Annotated in this window: 21 protein-coding genes; 11 read left to right on the forward strand and 10 right to left on the reverse strand. The window is 71.3% G+C overall.

The annotated features are described in order from the left end of the window. The first annotated feature begins 207 nt into the window (after positions 1-207). The 5 genes from ACFQ7Q_RS30375 to ACFQ7Q_RS30395 all read left to right on the forward strand — a co-directional run bounded on the left by ACFQ7Q_RS30375 (position 208) and on the right by ACFQ7Q_RS30395 (position 3,734). Positions 208-705 (forward strand): hypothetical protein, encoded by a 498-nt coding sequence (locus tag ACFQ7Q_RS30375; RefSeq protein WP_383560624.1) that lies wholly within the window; start codon positions 208-210, stop codon positions 703-705. 252 nt (positions 706-957) lie between these two features. Then, on the forward strand, positions 958-1,224 hold the full coding sequence (locus ACFQ7Q_RS30380) for a hypothetical protein (RefSeq protein WP_383560626.1): 267 nt from the start codon (positions 958-960) through the stop codon (positions 1,222-1,224). A gap of 430 nt (positions 1,225-1,654) precedes the next feature. Then, on the forward strand, positions 1,655-2,497 hold the full coding sequence (locus tag ACFQ7Q_RS30385; protein ID WP_383560628.1) for a hypothetical protein: 843 nt from the start codon (positions 1,655-1,657) through the stop codon (positions 2,495-2,497). Positions 2,498-2,698: 201 nt separating this feature from the next. Continuing rightward, entirely contained in the window at positions 2,699-3,175 is a 477-nt protein-coding gene (locus ACFQ7Q_RS30390) for a hypothetical protein (RefSeq protein WP_383560631.1), read from the forward strand. 289 nt (positions 3,176-3,464) lie between these two features. Then, complete coding sequence (locus tag ACFQ7Q_RS30395; protein WP_329116670.1) at positions 3,465-3,734, forward strand: chaplin; 270 nt, start codon at positions 3,465-3,467, stop codon at positions 3,732-3,734. 79 nt (positions 3,735-3,813) lie between these two features. On the opposite strand, the gene ACFQ7Q_RS30400 is transcribed toward ACFQ7Q_RS30395, so the two are convergent. After that, a complete protein-coding gene (locus ACFQ7Q_RS30400) occupies positions 3,814-4,680 on the reverse strand; it encodes a tyrosinase family protein (RefSeq protein ID WP_383560634.1) in 867 nt (288 codons plus the stop codon). Then, positions 4,664-5,056 (reverse strand): tyrosinase family oxidase copper chaperone, encoded by a 393-nt coding sequence (locus ACFQ7Q_RS30405; RefSeq protein WP_383560637.1) that lies wholly within the window; start codon positions 5,054-5,056, stop codon positions 4,664-4,666. Before ACFQ7Q_RS30405 ends, ACFQ7Q_RS30400 begins: the two co-directional genes overlap by 17 nt. Positions 5,057-5,228: 172 nt before the next feature. Here ACFQ7Q_RS30405 and ACFQ7Q_RS30410 point away from each other — a divergent pair, with 172 nt between their 5' ends. From ACFQ7Q_RS30410 to ACFQ7Q_RS30420, 3 genes are read left to right on the forward strand one after another with little or no spacing between them, the layout of a single operon-like run. Beyond that, on the forward strand, positions 5,229-5,732 hold the full coding sequence (locus tag ACFQ7Q_RS30410) for a DUF5949 family protein (RefSeq protein ID WP_383560640.1): 504 nt from the start codon (positions 5,229-5,231) through the stop codon (positions 5,730-5,732). A gap of 18 nt (positions 5,733-5,750) precedes the next feature. Next, positions 5,751-6,395, forward strand: coding sequence for a vitamin K epoxide reductase family protein (locus ACFQ7Q_RS30415; protein ID WP_383560643.1), 645 nt, complete (start codon positions 5,751-5,753; stop codon positions 6,393-6,395). A 1-nt stretch (position 6,396) separates the two neighbouring features. After that, on the forward strand, positions 6,397-7,407 hold the full coding sequence (locus tag ACFQ7Q_RS30420; protein ID WP_383560645.1) for a glycoside hydrolase family 26 protein: 1,011 nt from the start codon (positions 6,397-6,399) through the stop codon (positions 7,405-7,407). Here ACFQ7Q_RS30420 and ACFQ7Q_RS30425 read toward each other — a convergent pair. After that, positions 7,373-7,987 (reverse strand): TetR/AcrR family transcriptional regulator, encoded by a 615-nt coding sequence (locus ACFQ7Q_RS30425; protein ID WP_383560648.1) that lies wholly within the window; start codon positions 7,985-7,987, stop codon positions 7,373-7,375. The two genes, ACFQ7Q_RS30420 and ACFQ7Q_RS30425, sit on opposite strands and share 35 nt — an antisense overlap. Positions 7,988-8,004: 17 nt before the next feature. Further along, on the reverse strand, positions 8,005-8,697 hold the full coding sequence (locus ACFQ7Q_RS30430; protein WP_383560650.1) for a hemolysin III family protein: 693 nt from the start codon (positions 8,695-8,697) through the stop codon (positions 8,005-8,007). Positions 8,698-8,892: 195 nt separating this feature from the next. On the opposite strand from ACFQ7Q_RS30430, the gene ACFQ7Q_RS30435 reads away from it, so the two are divergent. Continuing rightward, positions 8,893-10,728 (forward strand): phosphoenolpyruvate carboxykinase (GTP), encoded by a 1,836-nt coding sequence (locus ACFQ7Q_RS30435; protein ID WP_383560655.1) that lies wholly within the window; start codon positions 8,893-8,895, stop codon positions 10,726-10,728. Between the two features lie 149 nt (positions 10,729-10,877). Here ACFQ7Q_RS30435 and ACFQ7Q_RS30440 read toward each other — a convergent pair whose 3' ends face one another. From ACFQ7Q_RS30440 to ACFQ7Q_RS30465, 6 genes are all read right to left on the reverse strand, one after another. Then, a complete protein-coding gene (locus ACFQ7Q_RS30440) occupies positions 10,878-11,468 on the reverse strand; it encodes a hypothetical protein (RefSeq protein ID WP_383560657.1) in 591 nt (196 codons plus the stop codon). Beyond that, complete coding sequence (locus ACFQ7Q_RS30445) at positions 11,455-13,044, reverse strand: substrate-binding domain-containing protein (protein ID WP_383560690.1); 1,590 nt, start codon at positions 13,042-13,044, stop codon at positions 11,455-11,457. The genes ACFQ7Q_RS30440 and ACFQ7Q_RS30445 overlap by 14 nt, the downstream gene beginning before the upstream one ends. A gap of 62 nt (positions 13,045-13,106) precedes the next feature. Beyond that, entirely contained in the window at positions 13,107-14,276 is a 1,170-nt protein-coding gene (locus ACFQ7Q_RS30450) for a toxic anion resistance protein (protein ID WP_383560659.1), read from the reverse strand. Next, the gene (locus ACFQ7Q_RS30455) at positions 14,273-15,391 is read right to left on the reverse strand and encodes a hypothetical protein (protein ID WP_383560662.1); all 1,119 of its coding nucleotides are present in this window, start codon (positions 15,389-15,391) and stop codon (positions 14,273-14,275) included. Before ACFQ7Q_RS30455 ends, ACFQ7Q_RS30450 begins: the two co-directional genes overlap by 4 nt. Before the next feature lie 183 nt (positions 15,392-15,574). Beyond that, a complete protein-coding gene (locus tag ACFQ7Q_RS30460; RefSeq protein WP_383560664.1) occupies positions 15,575-15,967 on the reverse strand; it encodes a hypothetical protein in 393 nt (130 codons plus the stop codon). 80 nt (positions 15,968-16,047) lie between these two features. After that, positions 16,048-17,259 (reverse strand): pyridoxal phosphate-dependent aminotransferase, encoded by a 1,212-nt coding sequence (locus ACFQ7Q_RS30465; protein ID WP_383560667.1) that lies wholly within the window; start codon positions 17,257-17,259, stop codon positions 16,048-16,050. Positions 17,260-17,411: 152 nt separating this feature from the next. Here ACFQ7Q_RS30465 and ACFQ7Q_RS30470 point away from each other — a divergent pair, with 152 nt between their 5' ends. Both ACFQ7Q_RS30470 and mptB read left to right on the forward strand, forming a co-directional pair. Beyond that, positions 17,412-17,873, forward strand: a complete 462-nt coding sequence (locus ACFQ7Q_RS30470) for a hypothetical protein (protein WP_383560670.1) — start codon at positions 17,412-17,414, stop codon at positions 17,871-17,873. Beyond that, on the forward strand, positions 17,870-19,342 hold the full coding sequence (mptB, locus tag ACFQ7Q_RS30475; protein WP_383560672.1) for a polyprenol phosphomannose-dependent alpha 1,6 mannosyltransferase MptB: 1,473 nt from the start codon (positions 17,870-17,872) through the stop codon (positions 19,340-19,342). Before ACFQ7Q_RS30470 ends, mptB begins: the two co-directional genes overlap by 4 nt. The last annotated feature ends 24 nt before the right edge of the window (positions 19,343-19,366 follow it).

Raw genomic sequence — 19,366 nt, forward strand, 5'->3', positions numbered from 1 at the left:
GGGTGCGGCGCGCCGGCCTTCCGCTCGTTCGGACGCACCCTCGTGCGCCGTCCGGTGCAACGGCGTACGCCCCTCGGAGGAGCAGGTCAGAGGGGCGGATTCACCCGAACGGAGGTGTGGCGCTCCGTAGTTCTCCCGTTGCGGAGCGCTATCTACGCAGGCACGGTGGCCGAGAAGTTGTCCGACGCATAAGGAAAAGGAACACATATGCGTCCCCTGGGAACGAGCTGCCTCACTGCCCTGGCGATATCAGCCGCCATCACCCTCGGTACGGCGGGACCCGCCGTCGCCGACATACACCACCCGTCCTCCCCGGTCACCGTCGCAGCGAAGGTCCCGCTCCCCGACACCGGCTCCAAGGCCGCCGCGCCCGCCGATGTTGTCGATGACACCCTCGCCGCCGTGCAGGGGGCGGTCGCCGCGCTGCTGGCCTCGGTCTCCGGCACCGTGACCGGGGTCGTGCCGCAGGTCACCTCCCTGGTCGACCAGATCCTGGGAAGCGTTCTCGGCGGTCTGACCCTCCCCGACCTCGGGGACCTGCCGAGTCTGCCGGTCACCGTGCCGGGCCTGCCGGTCGACCTCCCCGTCGACCCGCCGGCCCTCGCTCCCGCGGTGCCGGTGATCCCCGAGGTGCCTGAAGTGCCCGAGGCACCCGAGGTGCCGGAGCTGCCTGTGACGCTCCCCGTCACGGCGCCTGTCCGGTAGCGGCGGCGACGTCGCGATCCACGCCGTGTCGGCCCGGTACGCCCGGGCCGGCACGGCGTTTCGCGTATCCCGATCGGCAAATACGACCGCGCCCCTTCCTTCGGGTGCAGTGTCGAGAAATCCTTCCTCCCGGAGTTTCCGGTGGCCGCGCCCCTCGTTACAGAAGGCAGGAACGACGTGCGGGAATGCCCAACAGGCCTGCACAGCAAGCGACTTGCTTGTGAATTCACGCCATAGAGGAAGGACTCCTTCATGAAGCCCACCAAGGTTGCCGCGGTCGTCGCCGGTTCCGTCATGGCCCTGGGTGCCGCCGCGCCCGCCATGGCCGCCGAGTCGATGGCGGTCCCCACCAGCCTGAACGGTGGTCTCGCGACCATCGCCAGCGAGGGCCTGAAGACGGACGCGCTGAGCAGCACCACGGACGGCTCGGTCGTCAAGACCGTGGGGGACACCGCGAACCAGCTGAACAAGACGACCCAGAGCGCGCCGCTCATCGGTGGCCTCCCGCTCGGCGGCTGACGAACCCCCGGCAGCACCGCTCCACCGCGCACCTCCTCCGCGCGGACGGCCGCGATACGCGGTCTCGCCCCTCCTGGATCGCCCCTCTCACTCCGCCGGCCGGCGGACGCTCTCACCGGCACGGGCCGCCACTCACTGTGATCGGCCGATAGAATGATTTTCTGTTCGGCCGCCGTGTGGTCCCGGCTCTCCGTCGTGTGCCGCTCCTTACGCTCTCGCCAATCCCCCACGGAAGGTTGGCCCATGGAGCGATCGAGGACGGCAGCGCTCGACCTCGCACCGCAGCCCGCGGCGCGCATCTGCCCGGTGTCCCTGAGCCTTACGTTCCGTAACCAGTCCGTCAGCGACTGACGCACTGAGTGCGCGGACAGGCCGGTCGGAGTGAGGGGGGATCCCCGCCGGTCTCTCCCTTTCTCCAAGGAAGAGCGGTATGAGATCCATCATCAGCCGGAAGCTGTTCACCGCCGCGGCCGCGACGGGCATCCTGTCGCTGACCGGAGGCTTCGCCCTGGCGGCGAACTCCGGAGACGGTCCGGGTGATTCACCCCACCCCGACACCGGGCACCACCTTCAGGTCCCCCTTCCCGTGAACCTCTGCGGGCACCCCATGCATCTCGAAGGGCCCGCCGCGGGCGCGGTCGGCGACCTCTGCGGTCAGCCGGGCGAGGACGAGCCCGACGGCTACGGCGACGACGGCCACGAGAACCCGGACCACCCGGGCGAGCACCCGACGAAGCCGCCGACGCACTCGGAACCTCCGACGACGCACCCGCCGACCACGCACCCGCCGACGACGAAGCCTCCGACGCATCCGCCGACGACCAAGCCGCCGACGACGCACCCGCCGACGACGAAGCCTCCGACGCACCCGCCGACGACCAAGCCGCCCACGCACCCGCCGACGACGCACCCGCCGACGACGAAGCCTCCGACGCACCCGCCGACGACCAAGCCGCCCACGCACCCCCCGACGACCAAGCCGCCGACGACGAAGCCTCCGACGCACCCGCCGACGACCAAGCCGCCCACGCACCCCCCGACGACCAAGCCCCCCACCACGCACCCGACGACGCACCCGCCGACGACGACCGCGCCGCCGACGCATCCCGGTGGGCCCGGTGGGCCGGGTAAGCCGGAGCTTCCGGACACCGGAGGCGACTCCGCCCTCATGGGCGCGGCCGCCGTCAGCGCCGCGCTGCTCATCGGTGGATCGGTCGTCTACCTCCGTGCCGGACGCGTCGCGCGCGCCGGACGCTCCGAACGCCGTCACTGACGCGCCGTGCTGACATAGCGTCAACGAAGGCCCTCGCCGTCACCGGTGAGGGCCTTCCGCGTTGCTGCACACAGGCGAATTTCGCGACGTTCCTTCCGGAGGGCTCGTTCTCAGGGCGCATCACCACAGCACCGTCGTCACCTGCTCTGAAGGGCGCACGCAGTCATGAATCTGCGATCTCAAGCCGGCATGGGAATCCTCATGACCGCTCTCGCCTCCGCGGCCATGGCCGCCCCCGCGGCCGCCGCAGAGGCACCGGTGATCGTTCCGCTCCAGGGCCTGGAGCCGGTGATCCCGATGGACGCCCCGTCGGTGGCCACCGGCGTCCCGCTGCCCGTGCCGGGCGGACCCACCGGATTCCAGGAGGGGCAGTCGGGCCTCCTGCCGGACGTCACCCTGCCTCGGGTGCCGATCGCCAGCACGATCCCGGAGACCGTCGTCGCCGCACAGCTGCCCGAGCTCATCGAGGGAAGCGAGCCCGGCAAGGCGCTGTTCGCCACGCCCAGCTCACCCGTGAAGGCGACCACCCCCGGCGCGACGGTCGGCAACGCCGTCGTCGCGCCGCGCGGCGACCGGCTCGGACTGCCGGACCTCGCCGTACCGGAGGTCGGCATCCTCACCCCCGCGGTGAGCGGAGCGCTCGATTCCCAGGCGGGTCTGGCGCAGCCGACGGCCTGACGACGGTCTTTTGTACGACCAATGGCCCGGTTGGTGAAGACACGATTCTTCCCCGCCACCCGAGGGGTCGTTGCTCGTTACAACAGAAGGCTTGTCGCATGGCCGCGGCCCGCAGATCCACAGGTCCGCTCCGCCGTATCCGACGGTGGGCCGACCGGTGGTCTGCGGGCCTTCCCGCGTCATTTCCGTCCCGTCCGGTCTAAAGGCCGTGACCCGTGCGCCGTTGCGGCGTTGAACGGGAATGTCGGCCGTCATTCTCGGTCGCCTTTCCACGTTCAAGGAGTTCTTGATGTCTCGCATCGCGAAGGCTGCCGCTGTCCTCGCCGGCACGGGTGCCGTTGCCCTCAGCGGAGCCGGCATGGCCGTCGCCGACTCGGGCGCCGAGGCCGTTGCCGCTCACTCTCCCGGTGTCGCCTCCGGCAACGTCGTGCAGGTCCCGGTCCACATCCCGGTCAACCTCTGCGGCAACACCGTCACCGTCATCGGTCTGATCAACCCGGCGTTCGGCAACCAGTGCGCGAACGTCGACGGTCACCACGACGGTGGCTACGGCGGCTGATCACCCCTCAGCGGCGAGCGGCCCCCGGACACCTGCCGGGGGGCCGCTTCCGTGCCCGTGGGCGCGTACGCGCGGACCGCTACGCGTAGCGGTAGATCCCGCTGTGGTCGAGCATCTGGGCCGGAGTGACACCCCACGGGCCCATCTTCTCGTCGCGGGCGGCGATCCGGCGGTACTGCGACTCGCCCAGCTGCGGGGGGTGCACCGGCGCATAGCCGGCCCGCGGATTGCGCTGCTGCCAGCGCGACCAGAGAAGGTCGACGAAGGAGTGGTGGAGCCAGAAGACCGGATCGTTGACGGAGGCTCCGCCGAGCATCAGACCGCCCACCCAGCGGTGCACCCGGTTGTGGATGCGGAAGCGGTCGTTGCCCCGGCCCGGGGCCCAGCCCTCCAGTCGGTTGCGGAACCCCGTCTCGCTCGTGGAGTTCCAGGGCTCCACGTCGTACACCGTCTCCTTCATCACCTCGTCGAGCTGTGCCTTCGTCGGCAGCGCGATCGGATCCGAGGAGCGGCCGAAGTCCCTGGTCAGGAACCGGCCCTCGGTCATGTTGTGCTTCACTGTCCAGCGGCCGCCCGCGTAGGCGAAGGGCCCGGTCGTCACCTGGAAGTCGCCGCGCCGTCCGTTGCCGCCCATGAAGTCCTCGCCCCACAGCGAGGCCGCCGGGGTGTTGTCCCGGGTCCAGTCCCAGTACGGCACGGTGACCGTCGAGTCGATCCCGCGCAGCGCGCGCTCGAACTCCAGCAGGAACTTGCGGTGCCAGGGCAGGAAGCTGGGCGTCATATGGGCGACGCGCAGACGGTCGTCCCCGTCGGCGACGTAGTAGTCGATGTGTGTGCGGACGAAGTCGTCGTAGGCTCCCGTCCGCTTGAGCTCCAGGATCGCGGCGACGAACTTCCGCCGCTCGGCGCTCGTCAGATCGCGCTGGTTCTTACGCGTGTACACCACGCGAGCTCCCTCCCGGGTGGGCACCGTGGGCGGCGGCGAAGCGGCTCAGCGGGGCGGACCCGAGCTCGTCCACGGCCGCGCGGGTGGCCGTCAGCGGCGTCGGATAGGTCTGGTAGTGGTCGATGGGGGTGAGATAGCCGCCGTCCGCGCAGCGCATCAGATGCAGCGGCCGGCCGTCGACGAGGACCTCCGGGACGCCCGAGGTCGTGGGGCGGGCCTGGATGCGGCGGCCCCCGTACATCTCGTCGAAGGTGTCGCCGGAGGCGACCGGGGGCCGGCGCGGCGCGGTGACGATACGGGCCAGCGCGCCGCCGGTGAACGCGGCGACGGTCAGGGTGAAGAGGGACCGCAGGGCGACGCGGCGCGAGACGATCATGAAGGATCTCCTGATGTCGGCTGGGGTCCCCACCCGAAGGCAGGGGGAGCCCTCAGGGCACAACGATGGAAACCCGACTTCGTTGCGAGCGACATGCCAGCGGGATGAATGTCGGCCGATCGAGTGAATTCGGTCCGGGGTGACGGGTGTTCGGCCACTAGCATCCCGATTCATGACCTCTCCCAATGTCGTTTCCTCGGCGCGCAGCGAATCCCCCTTCGGGACGCTCACCGTCGTTCCGTGGACCATCGGCCCCACCGCCGATATGCCCGTCACCCCCTTTCTGATGGTGTATTCGCTCGGGGACGGCCGCGACGGCCCCGAGGCCGGCGAAGAGGCGATGCGGGCCGCCCTCGAAGGCATGGGCCTGCCGCTCGGAGGCAGGGTCGTCGACACCTCGGTGGAGCGGTCGACCGGCGCCCATCTGCTCGTCGAGGCCCAGCGGGCCGTGCTCACCATGCCGTTCCTGAAGGTGCAGATCCCCGTCCCGGCGGAGTGGGAGGCGGCCGCGCACACCAACGGGCACGCCTACCTCATCTGCTCCGTGCGTCCCTGGCCCGACGCGGTGCCCGGAGAGGCGGTCACGCAGGAGCTGCTGCATTCCTACGTCACCGACGACGAGGTCGTGGGGGCCGCGGCGCACCTTCTGCTGCCCGTCCGGCGGCTGCAGGGCTGAGCGGAGAGGGGGCGCGTCATGGCGACGGTCAACGTACGGGGCGGGGTGCCGGGGCAGCGGCAGGAGGAGGCCCGGGAGGACGCCGGGACGATCGGCGCGAGCCGGGCCCTCGGAGTGCTGCTGATGATCACCGGGGCGGCCGGGGTGCTGGCCGCCTGGGTCATCACGATCGACAAGTTCAAGCTCCTGGAGGACCCGAACTTCCAGCCGGGCTGCAGTCTCAATCCGGTCGTGTCCTGCGGCAACATCATGAAGAGCGAGCAAGCGGCGGTGTTCGGCTTCCCGAACCCGATGCTCGGTCTGGTGACGTACGGGATGGTCGTCGCCATCGGCGCCGGGGTCCTCGCCGGTGCCCGCTACCGCGGCTGGTTCTGGCTCGGCCTCAACGCCGGGATGCTGTTCGGCGTCGGGTTCTGCACCTGGCTGATGCACCAGTCGCTGTACGAGATCAACGCGCTCTGCCTCTGGTGCTGTCTGGCCTGGACCGCCACGATCGTCATGTTCTGGTACGTCACCTCGCACAACGTCCGCACGGGTGTGCTGCCGGCGCCCGCCGCCGTGAAGGGGTTCTTCGAGGACTTCACCTTCGCGCTGCCCGTCCTGCACATCGGGATCATCGGGATGCTGATCCTGACCCGATGGTGGGACTTCTGGACCAGCTGACGTGACCCTCCTCTCCTGGCCGCGGGCCGCACTGATCGTGCTGCTCGCGGCCGTTCTCGCGCTCGTCCTGTCCGACGACCGCATCGCGCCGGGCTCCCGGCACCTCGCGGAGCCGGCCCCGTCCGACCCGGCGCGGGTGACGGTGCCGTCCGGCTTCTTCACCGGCTCCGACGAGACGGGTGTGCGGCGGATCGCCGAGGTGCAGCGCTGGCTCGGTGGCGCGTCGCTGACCGTCGGCCACACCTATCTGCCCGGCGACCGCTGGTCCAACATCGAGGGCCACCCCGCGCTCTTCGAGCCGTGGGCGCGGTGGAAGGAGGAGGGGCCGGGGCGGCTGTTCGTCCTGAACGTGCCGCTGCTCGACCGGAACGAGGAGGGGCTGGCGGACGCCGAGGTCAGGGCCGGGCTGCGGCGCGGGGCGGCGGGGGCGTACGACGGTCACTTCCGGACCCTGGGGGAGCGGCTCGTCGAGAACCGGCTCTCCGACGCCGTGCTCGTGCTCGGCTGGGAGATGAACGGCACCACCTACAGCCATCGCTGCGGACCGGATCCGGAGAGCTGGAAGGCGTACTGGCGGCGGGTCGTGGACGTGCTGCGCGCGGTGCCGGGACAGCGGTTCCGTTTCGACTTCACCGCGAGCCGGGGGCGGGACGCAGTGGAGTGGCCGCGCTGTTACCCGGGCGACGCGTACGTCGACATCATCGGGCTCGACGCCTACGACCAGCCCGAGGGGCTCTCCTTCGAAGGGCAGGTCACCGAGGACTTCGGGCTCGCGCACCATGTGCGGTTCGCGGCCGAGCACGGCAAGCCCGTCTCGTACCCGGAGTGGGGTCTCTTCCGCAACGGCGACAATCCGGCGTACGTACGGGGGATGCTCGACTGGTTCGCGCGGCACCGGCCGGTCTACCAGACGTTCACGGACTACTGCCCGCACGGGGTGTGGGGGTGTCCGGACAATCCGGAGTCGGGGCAGGTCGTCAGGGGAGCGCTCGGAGCGACAGACCACCCTTGAGCGTGTCGACGGTCCGGTCGAGAAGCCGGACCAGGTCGTCGGTCTGTCCGCGCTCGGCCCAGTAGACGGTCGCCTCGCGCAGGGCGCCGAGGACCGCCGCGGTGAAGACCCGTACCTCCAGGTCGTCGGGGTCGCGGCCGGTGCGCTCGGCGAGGGCGCGGGCCAGCAGCTGCGCGGTCTCGGCGGCGGTCTCGGTGAGCCGGGCCCGTACCGCCGGAACCTCGACCATCACGCGGGCGCGCAGCCGGGTCTCCGCCGGTTCGTCGGCGAGCGCCGTCGCGACCGCGTCGAGGACGACGGCGCGGAGGGACTCCAGCGGCTCCTCGCCGGCCGGCCGGGCCCGCAGCCGGGCGTCGAGGACGGCGTCGCTCTCGTCGGTGAGGAGGATGTCCTCCTTGACGGGGAAGTAGCGCACCACGGTGGAGGGGGAGACGTCGGCGGCCGCCGCGATGCGGTCCACGGTGGCGGCCTCGTACCCCTGCTCGGCGACGAGCCGGTACGTCGCTTCGCGGATCGCGGCGCGGGTCCTGAGCTTCTTGCGCTCGCGCAGGCTGGGCGGAGGGGTCGGTTCGGCGGCCATGGCCGCCATTGTGGGGCTCACGCGTGCTGGTAGGCGACCAGCGAGATGCCGACGTAGTGGACGATGAAGGCCGCCAGGGTCAGCGAGTGGAAGACCTCGTGGAAGCCGAACCAGCGGGGGGACGGGTTCGGCCGCTTCATGCCGTAGATCACGCCGCCGGCGCTGTAGAGCAGTCCGCCGACGATGACGAGGACGAGGACGGCGATGCCGCCGGCCCGCATGAAGTCGGGCAGGAAGAAGACGGCGGCCCACCCCATCGCGATGTAGCAGGGCGTGTACAGCCAGCGGGGGGCGCCGACCCAGAAGACCCGGAAGGCGATGCCGGCCGCGGCGGCGACCCAGACCGCCCACATCAGCGGCCGCCCGGTGGAGTCGGGGAGGAGGAGCAGCGTGAGCGGGGTATAGGTACCCGCGATGATCAGGAAGATATTGGCGTGGTCGAGGCGCCGCAGGATGGCCTCGCCGCGCGGTCCCCAGTTTCCGCGGTGGTACAGCGCGGAGATGCCGAAGAGCAGGCAGGCCGTGAGGACGTAGATCCCGCAGGCGATCCGGGCCCGCGGAGAGTCGGAGAGGGCGACGAGGGTGAGGCCCGCGACGATCACCGCCGGGAACATCCCCGCGTGCAGCCAACCCCTGAGCCTGGGCTTCAGCAGATGCGGGTGGGACGAGGTGTGCTCTATCCGGGTCACGTCCGGCACGGCTGAAGTCATGAGCCGAATGCTACCTACGCACCCGTAGGTCCCAGATCCGAGTGGCGATGCTCACGTGTGCGGCCCTCTGGACATATGGGCGTATGCGTCGGATGATCAAATGAGTGCGGTCGGCACCGGATGAGCAGCTACGACGCATCCGGGTCGCAGCCCCCACGGGGCAGACATCTAAAAACCCCTCATCAAGGAGCAATCGTGGCGCGCGAGAACGCGGCTCCCACCACCCTTCCGACCAAGCACCAGGAGCTGATCTCCTGGGTGAACGAGATCGCGGCGATCACGCAGCCGGACGCCGTGGTCTGGTGCGACGGATCCGAGGCCGAGTACGAGCGCCTCTGCGAGGAGCTCGTCGCCAAGGGCACGTTCAAGAAGCTTGACCCGATCAAGCGTCCGAACTCGTACTACGCCGCCTCCGACCCGACCGACGTCGCGCGCGTCGAGGACCGGACCTTCATCTGCTCCGAGAAGGAGGAGGACGCGGGCCCGACCAACCACTGGAAGGCCCCGGCGGAGATGAAGGAGATCTTCGCGGGCGAGAAGGGCATCTTCCAGGGCTCGATGCGTGGCCGCACCATGTACGTCGTGCCCTTCTGCATGGGCCCGGTCGGCTCGCCGCTCTCCGCGATCGGCGTCGAGATCACCGACTCCGCGTACGTCGCCGTCTCCATGCGCACCATGACCCGCATGGGACAGGCCGTCCTCGACGAGCTCGGCACCGACGGCTTCTTCGTGAAGGCCGTCCACACGCTGGGCGCCCCCCTGGACGAGGGTCAGGAGGACGTGCCGTGGCCCTGCAACTCCACCAAGTACATCTCGCACTTCCCCGAGACCCGTGAGATCTGGTCGTACGGCTCCGGCTACGGCGGCAACGCCCTGCTCGGCAAGAAGTGCTACGCCCTGCGCATCGCGTCCGTCATGGCGCGTGACGAGGGCTGGCTCGCCGAGCACATGCTGATCCTCAAGCTCACCCCGCCGCAGGGCGAGTCCAAGTACGTCGCCGCCGCGTTCCCGTCCGCCTGTGGCAAGACCAACCTGGCCATGCTGGAGCCCACGATCTCCGGCTGGACGGTCGAGACCATCGGCGACGACATCGCCTGGATGCGCTTCGGCGAGGACGGCCGCCTCTACGCGATCAACCCCGAGGCCGGCTTCTTCGGCGTCGCGCCCGGCACCGGCGAGCACACCAACGCCAACGCCATGAAGACCCTCTGGGGCAACGCCGTCTTCACCAACGTCGCGCTGACCGACGACGGCGACGTCTGGTGGGAGGGCATGACCGAGGAGCCCCCGGCCCACCTCACGGACTGGAAGGGCAACGACTGGACGCCCGCGTCCGAGACGCCGGCCGCCCACCCGAACGCCCGCTTCACCGTCCCGGCCTCGCAGTGCCCGATCGCCGCGCCGGAGTGGGAGGACCCCAAGGGTGTGCCGATCTCGGCGATCCTCTTCGGCGGCCGCCGCGCCTCCGCGGTGCCGCTGGTGACCGAGTCCTTCGACTGGAACCACGGCGTCTTCCTCGGCGCGAACGTCGCCTCCGAGAAGACCGCCGCCGCCGAGGGCAAGGTCGGCGAGCTGCGCCGCGACCCCTTCGCCATGCTGCCGTTCTGCGGCTACAACATGGGCGACTACATGGCCCACTGGGTCAAGGTCGGGGGGACCGCTGCGGCAAAGGGCGACGCCGCCAAGCTCCCGAAGATCTACTACGTGAACTGGTTCCGCAAGAACGACGCCGGCAAGTTCGTCTGGCCCGGCTTCGGCGAGAACAGCCGCGTCCTGAAGTGGATCGTCGAGCGCCTGGAGGGCAAGGCCGAGGGCGTCGAGACCCCGATCGGCATCCTGCCGACCGTCGACTCGCTCGACACCGAGGGCCTGGAGCTGCCCGCGGAGGACCTCGAGTTCCTGCTCAAGGTCGACCGCGACGTCTGGCGCGAGGAGGCCGCCCTGGTCCCCGAGCACCTGAACACCTTCGGCGACCACACCCCGAAGGAACTGTGGGACGAGTACCGCGCGCTGGTCGAGCGCCTGGGCTGATCCCGCGCCTCAAGACTCGTGACGGGTCGCCCCGAACACCGCCCTGACCAGTGGGGTCACGAACGGCTCGTCACGATGCACACCGGCCCCCCGAAGCCCCCTCACGGCTTCGGGGGCCGGTGCTTTTCTGCTCCTGGACCCATGCGAGGTCAGGGATGGCGCCGGTCCTCCAGGTACTGCGTATGCGTGCGCTGGCGCATCGCCTCCGCGTCCTGGAGGGCGGCCGCGATCTCGGCGGCCTCGGCGTGGAGCGCCGTCAACTGGCGTTCGAGATGGCGCTCCGGGGGCTCGGAACCCGGCGTGACCCGGGTCCACCAACGCGTCCGTACGAAGGTGTCCACCGCCTCCGGAACGTCCTGGCGCACCGCCCGGGCCAGCACGTGCAGATGCTCCGGATCGCTGACCCACCCCGGCGCGAGCAGTGCGTCGAGCAGAGCGTCCAGCTCGGTGAGACGGCCGGCGGCGGCAGGCGGCAGCTCGACCTCCGCGAGATAGCCGCGCAGGGTCGCGAAGTCCGCCCGCAGGGCGTCCAGCTGCTCCGCGGCGTCCGGGAACTCCGGCGCGGGCGGCCGCTCGGGCGGGGCGATCAGCGCGCCCGCGCCGTACAGGCCCGCGACGACCACCGGCCAGAGGGAGCCCGCCGCGCCGGTGAAGGTGACGGCGAGCCCGGCCAGGCCGCAGGCGCAGCCGGTCAGATTCTTGCGGGACTCGAGGAAGGCGAGGGCCCTATTGGTAGCCACGGATCTCCTCGAAGGCTCCGTCCAGCGAGCCCTGGGTGGCGTCGAAGAGCCGGCCGCCGGTCAGGGAGGCGATGTGGTCGAGTTCGGTGCGGTCGGAGTCCCCGAAGAGGATCGGGAAGACCGGAGTCCGCTGCTGGGCCGGCGGCTGACCCTGGTAGAAGGAGTCGAAGGCGGCGACCGGCTCGCCGTCGGTGTTCTCGCCGTCCGTCATCAGCACGATCGAGGTGAAGGTGTCGCCTTCGGGGGCGGTGCCGAGGTGTTCGTACGCCTCCTTCAGGCTGGAGTAGATCGCGGTCCCGCCGGAGGCGGAGAGCCCGTCGGCCTGCGCGCGCATGGCGTCGATGGCCTTCTTCGGGGCGGCCGGGTCGACCGTGTACGTACGGACCTCGCCCTGCTTCACCGCGGAGCCGAAGGGCATCAGGGTGACCGTCTCGCGGTCCCGGAAGTCCCCGGTCAGCTCGGCGAGCGCCGACCTGAGCCGGGTGAGCCGCTCGCCTTCCATGGAGCCGGAGGTGTCGAGGACGTAGACGGTACGGGAGGGGCGGCGGAGCTTGTTCTCGTACGCGTCGAGGAGGCCGTCGGCGACGGACCGGCTGCCGGGGAACGGCAGTTCGCGGCGCTGGTCGGCGGTGAGCGGATCGGCCGGCTCCACGCCGGGGACCACCGGGCGGCGCAGGGTCCGGTTGGTGATCATCCGCTGGGCGGCCGGGGTGCGGAGATGGGCGGTGAGGCTCGCGGCGGCCTGCTTCGCGTCCGGGCTCGCGGAGGTGAGGAGCGTGAAGGGGTAGTCGGCGGTGACGACACCGTCCACGGGGCGGACGACGTCAAGCTTCTCCGCCGAATTGAGCAGCACGGACTCGTAGTTGATCAGCGCGTCGACGTCCGTACGGCGGGACCAGGCGGTGGCCAGCCAGCCGGAGGAGCCGGAGGTCAGCTTCTGGCCGCCGAAGAACTCCTTGAGCTTCGGCGTGGCCGCGGCGACGTCCTTCTCCGTGAGGGCCGACTGGGCGCCGGAGAGACCGGACGCGACCGAGACCAGCGCGGAGAAGCCCGAGTTGGAACGGGCCGGGTCGGTCATGCCGTACCCGAGCCTCTTCTCGGCCACGGCCTGGTGGATCTGCGACCAGGTGACCTTGGCGGGGTCCCAGCCGAGGCGGGCCACGGCGCCCGGGCGGAGACCGAGAGCGACCGGGGAGGTCATGATCGGGGTCTCGCCGGTGATCTTCTTCGCGGTGTCGGGACGCAGCCGCAGGTAGTCGTTGGAGGAGAGCCAGACCGCGTCGTACGACTTCTCCGCCGCGCCGGACGCGATCTGCTCGACGGCGTCGAGCGTGCCGACGTACGTGGGCCTGACGGTGACCCCGGTCGCCTTGTGCGCCTCGTCGAGGACGGGCTCCATGTCGGCGAGCTCGGAGGAGGCGAGGACGCGGAGCGTGCGGGGCGGACCGGCCTGCGTACCGCCGTCGCCGTCGCCGTCGTCACCGCCACCGCCGGCGGTGCAGGCGGTGGCGGCGGCCATGAGCGCGACGAGCGCGAGGGCCAGGGCGGCGGGGCGGCGGGCACGCCGGGCGCGCATGCGGGCGGTGGTGCCGTCGGCGGCGACCGACGGCTGCCTGCCGGGCCCCGGTGCGAAGGACGTCACTCCAGGCCGCCTTCCAGCTCGCTCCTGCGGCGGGTGCGGTCCAGGTAGGCGCCGGCGGTCCGGAGTTCGGAGGTCAGGGACTCGACCGTCGCCGCCATCGACTCCGTCGCCTGGACCTTGTACGTGTCGATCGCGTCGAGCGTCCGGTAGATCTGCTGGAACGCCGCGCGCAGCGTCTCCGCGCCCACCGCCGGGTCCGCCGCGATGCGCTGGATCTCGCCGCTCTGTGTCGCCAGCATCTCCGCGTTGCCGCGGATCAGGTCCTCCGTCGTCGAGCGCAGCACGTTGACCTGCTCGACCACCTTGCGCTGGTTCTCCAGGGCGGAGGAGAGCATCACCGCGATCCGCAGCGCCGAGACCGTCGTCGTCGCCGCCCGGTCGACGCCCTTGATCAGCTCGTCGTTGTTGCGGCGGACGACGTCCATCGCCAGGTATCCCTGCGCGCAGACGGCGAGTTGGGTCAGCAGGTCCTGGTGCTTCTGGCGGACCGGGAAGAGGACGTCGGACCGCAGCGCGTCCGCCGCCGACGGGTCCGCCGTCAGAGCGACGCGCTCCTCCACGGCCGCGTCCAGGGCCTCGGTGAGGATCGCGTACTCCTGGAGCTTGCCCATGGTCTCCCAGAGCCTGGTCCGCTCGGTCTGCAGCGCCGCGTTGTCGCGGCGCAGCTCGTCCTGGCCGCCGCGCAGCGACCCCACGATCCGGTTCAGCGTGCCCTGCGAGGAGGCGTACCTGGCGACGTGGTCGCGCAGTTTGTTGCCACCCGGCAGCTTCGACAGGAGGCGCCGGGCCCCCTTGCCGGGAGTGTCGCGCGGGTCGAGGTCCTCGACCGTGCGGCGCAGCTCCACCAGCGAGGAGCCGACCCGCGACTGGGCGTCGCCGCCGCCGTCGGCCAGCGAGCGGACCGTACGGTCGAGCATCCTGTTCGACTGCGCGGCGGCGCTGCGCATCTCGCCGGCCCCGAGCGCGGCGATCTCGCCGATACGGCCCGCGAACTCGGGCGAGCGGGTGTCGAGCCCGGCGAGCGAGCCGACGTACTCGTCCGCCCTGCGGGTCATCTCGGTACGGACGGACTCGTCGAGCGGGACGAGGCCGGCAGCCTGTTCGGTACGGACCGGGGCGACCGGCTCCGGCGGGGTGAGGATCAACGGGGCTTCGGGCGTGGTCATGCGGGGTCCCCCTGGGTTCGGGCCCGCCGCGCCATCTCGTGCAGCACCTCGCTGGTGGGCACGGGCGCCTGGCGGACTCCGGTCATGGTCTGGTTGAGGCGGTCTTTGAGGGTGCCGGTCGCGGCCGTGAACTCGGCGACGGCGCCCTGCGGGCGGAAGCCGTGGCCCACCGCGAGCTCACGCAACTCCTTGTCGGAGGTGAGGAGTTCGCCGAGCGCCCGGCCGTTCTCGCTGAGCGGTACGACCGTGTGGTCGCTGATCACCGTGGTGTCCGGGTACAGCACCACCAGGTCTCCCAGGTCCTGCGCGGCGAGGAGCGGGGAGGCGACCTGGGACTCGTACACGAGCACCAGCTGGTTTCCGACACCGCTGACGAAGTCCCGGAACGGGGCGTCCGAGCCGGACTGCTGGGCGCCCTGCACCCGGATCAGCTTGCGCAGCAGCGGCGCCGTGCGGTCCACGGCCGCCTTGTCGCCCGCGACCTTGCCGCCGTCGGCGACATAGCTCGCCGCGGCGAGGTAGAGCGCGCCGGAGTTGGAGGCGATCGGGTCGGTCGACGTGATGAAGACCGTGCCGCTCAGCTCCGGATGTCCGGCCGCGCCCTTGAGCTGCTGCCAGGTCCGGTCGGCCTTCGCGGCCTCCAGGTACGGGCCCATGCGCAGGGTGCCGGTGCGGCCTCCGGCGGCCAGGGTGACCAGGCCGTTGTCGGCGAGGACCTCGGCGGCGGAGCTGTGGGCGACGACCACGAGCGGTGAGTAGAAGGGGCGCAGCACGGAGCCCTTCACCTTCGTCCTGGCCCGCAGCTCGTCGGCCGGCGCCTTGGACGAGGGGAACGCGAAGTCGTATCCGTCGAGCGGAAGTCGCTCCATGTCCCAGGACCCGGAGGTCTCCGCCTTCACGGTGAAGCCCTTGTCGGCCAGGGCCTTCACCACCTTGGGATCGGCGAAGAACTCCGCCTTCTCCGATCCGATGACTCCTCGCACGGTCTTCGTTGCCGTGCTCTTGTCCTTGTCGCCGCCCGCCACGAGGGCGACGGCCACGCCGCCGAGGAGCAGGACGGCCAGGACGATTCCCAGAATGCGTCTCACGGGTGCAGGTTGCTCGCGGAAGCCCACATTCCAGGGGGAGTTGGGTGGACGGCGGGTGAAGGACCGATCCCGGTACCGAACCGGAGCGCCGTGTACCGTGCTCGCCTCCGCGCAGGGGTGGCGGTGCGCCGCGCGGCGGCCACGGTTCCGTGGCCGCGATGCTGGGTGGCACCCGGGTCGCGCGCCTCCCCGGCACGCGGCCCGGGGCCGTCAGGGGGCGCTGACCAGCTCGGGTGAGGTCAGCGCCGCGGTGTGCGCGTCCATGCGCTCGGCGGCGAGGATCGCGACGGCCGTGTCGGCCCGGGAGGCGGCGACGACCAGGGCGCGGCCCGCGAGGGCGTGGGCGCGTCGGTGCAGCGACTGGGCGTTCGAGCCGCTCAGTCCCGCGTGCCGGGCCGGCGGCGCGCCGCGCAGCCGCGCCACCTGCCGGGCGATGAGCTCGCCGGCCGCCGCGTCGCCCAGCTCGTCCGTGACGGCGAGCAGTGCGGCGAGATGTCCGGCGAGCTGGATGTCCAGCTCCTCCTCGCGGGAGCGGTGCGGGTACGCGTTCTGGTCGTCGTCGGCCATCCGGTGGACCGACTTCGTGCGGATCGGTTCGTACATGGGACGGCCTCCTGCAGTAGCTCTGCGGCCATCCTAGCTTAGATTCAATCTAAAGTTGAGCGTGGTCCGATGTGGATGAGCTACGGCTGGCTGTAGCCGTCCAGGAAACGGCCGATCCGGGTCACCGCGTCCGCAAGGTCCGTGGCCGTGGGGAGCGTGACGATGCGGAAGTGGTCCGGCTCGTGCCAGTTGAAGCCGGTGCCGTGCACGACCATGATCTTCTCGGCCCGCAGCAGATCGAGGACCATCTGCCGGTCGTCCTTGATCTTGTAGACGTTCGGGTCGAGCCGCGGGAAGAGGTACAGGGCGCCCTTCGGCTTCACACAGGTCACGCCGGGAATCTGGGTGAGCAGCTCGTACGCCGTGTCGCGCTGCTCCAGAAGCCGGCCGCCGGGCAGCACCAGGTCCTCGATCGACTGTCGGCCCTGCAGGGCGGCGGCCACCGCATGCTGCGCGGGCATGTTGGCGCACAGTCGCATGTTGGCGAGGATCGTCAGTCCCTCGATGTACGAGGTGGCGTGGGCCTTGGGGCCGCAGACCGCCAGCCAGCCGGAGCGGAAGCCGGCGACCCGGTAGTTCTTGCTCATCCCGTTGAACGTGAGGACGAGCAGGTCGGGGGCGATGGCGGCGGTGGGGGTGTGCGTCGTGCCGTCGTAGAGGATCTTGTCGTAGATCTCGTCGGAACAGACGACCAGGTTGTGGCGGCGGGCGATCTCGGTGAGGGAGCGGAGCATCTCGTCGTCGTAGACGGCGCCCGTGGGGTTGTTCGGATTGATGATCACGATCGCCTTGGTGCGATCGGTGATCTTCCGCTCGATGTCGGCGAGGTCCGGCATCCAGTCCGCCTGCTCGTCGCAGCGGTAGTGCACGGCGGTGCCGCCCGCGAGGGAGACCGAGGCGGTCCACAGCGGATAGTCCGGGGCGGGGACGAGGACCTCGTCGCCGTCGTCGAGCAGTGCCTGCATCGACATCTGGATCAGCTCGGAGACGCCGTTGCCGAGGTAGATGTCCTCGACGGAGAGCGGAATGCCCTTGGTCTCGTAGTGGCTCATCACCGCGCGGCGGGCGGCGAGCAGGCCCTTCGCGTCGCCGTAGCCGTGGGCGTCGGCGAGGTTGCGCAGGACGTCCTCGAGGATCGCCGGCGGGCACTCGAAGCCGAAGGCGGCCGGGTTGCCGGTGTTGAGCTTGAGGATGCGATGACCCGCAGCCTCCAGCCGCATCGCCTCTTCGAGCACCGGGCCCCGGATTTCGTAACAGACGTTGGCGAGCTTCGTGGACTGGATCACCTGCATGTCGAGAGCTTACGGCGGGCCGGAGCGGGGCGCCTCGTGTTTTGGGACACGTCGGGCGGAACGGGATGGGTGGCGGGGCGCGGGGCGGGGCGCGGAGGCCGGGGAACGACCGGTGCGCCGGGACGCGCGGCCGCTCCGTAGAATTCGCGCCCATGAGCCACCAGGACGACCGTGCCGCAGGTGCCCCGGGGCGCCGCCGCCGTCATGCCACGGCGCGGCGGACCCCCAGGGCGGGGCGGCTGCTGGCCGGGGGCGGTGTCGTCGTCCTCGGAGTGGTGGTCGCGGTCGTCTCCGGCGCGTTCCGCTCCGGGCAGACCGGCGGGACCCCGACCGGGGACGACGGGCGTCCGGGGCTGCCGGCGCTGATCCAGGCCGATCCGTCGGGGGACGACGCGGAGGGCGGTGCCACCGGCACACCGGCACCGTCCGCCTCGCAGCCGTCAGGGTCCGCCTCGGCGTCCGCGTCGGCGTCTGCCCGTCCGAGCGCCTCCGGTACGGCGACCGCGTCCGCCACCGCGACGGACGGCGCTTCCGGCACGTCGTCCGACGGTTCCACGGGTGAGAAGCCCGGGAAGTCGGGCTCCGCACCCGGGAAACAGAAGCGGACGCAGTGAGACAGGCGGTCGTGTCGCGGTGGAGCGGCCTGTGGAGCGCCTCCGGCTGCCGGTGGCTCGGTGCTTTCGGGGCGCTCGCCGTCGCCGTGGGCGGCTACACGGCCGGGACGCTGCCCGCGCGTGAGCCGTGGGGGGTGTGGGCGCCCCGCGGGTCCGCGGCGACCGTGGCCGGCGCCCTCCTCGCGTACCTGGGGCTGACGCTCCTCGTCGCGGTGTGGTTGCGGTACGGGGTGCTGCTGGCGCGCGGGGTGCGGGGCGCGCGGGACGGGGTGCTCGGCACGCTGGCGTGGTGGACCGCGCCGCTGGTGCTCGCGCCGCCGCTGTACAGCGCCGACGTCTACAGCTACATCGCGCAGGGCGCCATGGTCCTGGAGGGGCACGACGTGTACGGGGGCGGGCCGTCCGTCCTCGGCCCCGGCGACCTCGGGGCGGACGCGGCCGCCAGCGTCGGCGGGCACTGGACCGACACCCCCGCTCCGTACGGGCCGGTCTTCCTCGTCCTCGCGCAGGCCGTGGTGAAGGTGACGGGTGGGGAGATCGTCCCCGCCGTCCTCGGGATGCGGCTGATCGCTCTCGGCGCCCTCGCGCTGATCGTCTGGGCCGTACGGGGGCTGGGCGGTGGCAGCGGAGCGCTGTGGCTGGCCGCGCTCAATCCACTGCTGCTCATTCACGTCGTCGGCGGGATGCACAACGACGGGCTCATGATCGGGCTCATGCTCGGCGGCGTCCTGCTCGCGGTGCGGGGACGGTGGGTCCTCGGGTGCGTACTCGTCGGGCTCGCGATGATGATCAAGTCGCCGGCGGCGGTCGCGCTGCTCTTCATCGGGGTGATGGTCGCGCGGCGGGACGGTGGCGCACGGGGTGCGGTGGGCCTGGTGAAGGGGCTCGTGCTGCCGGGGCTGGTGGCGGGGGCGGTCGCCGCGGGGGCCACGGTGGTGGCCGGAACCGGGTTCGGATGGGTGCGTACGCAGGGCGTCGCCGGAGCCATCCACACCGCGCTGTCGGTGACCAGTGACGTGGGGCTGGGGCTCGGGCTGCTGCTCGCGGACGACCCCGATCCGGTGAAGGGCGTGGTGCAGAAGCTCGGGCTTCTCGCGGCGGTGGCGATCATCCTGGCGCTCGCGTGGCGGGCGTGGAAGGGGCGGATCGATCCGGTGCTGGGCCTCGGGCTTTCGCTGGTGGCGCTGGTGGCGCTGTCGCCGATGGTGCAGCCCTGGTATCTGCTGTGGGGGACGGCGGTGGTGGCCGCGGTGGCGTGGCACACGCGGGTGGGGCAGGTCCTGGCCGTGGTGTCGGGGGCGCTGGTGTACGAGACGGCTCCGTCGGGGCACACGCCGTGGTACGGGTTCGTGGTGGCGGGGGTCGTTCTGGCGGCGGGCCTCTTGTGGGTGCGGCGCGAGTCGTGGGCGCGGCCCGCCCCGGGAACCGCCCCCGTGGTGGACGGGCCCCTGGAGCGGACGCGCCCGTGAGGGCGCCGTCCCGTGTGCCCACCC

Origin of the sequence: Streptomyces sp. NPDC056527 (genome assembly GCF_042794475.1) — a bacterium.
GTDB lineage: Bacteria > Actinomycetota > Actinomycetes > Streptomycetales > Streptomycetaceae > Streptomyces.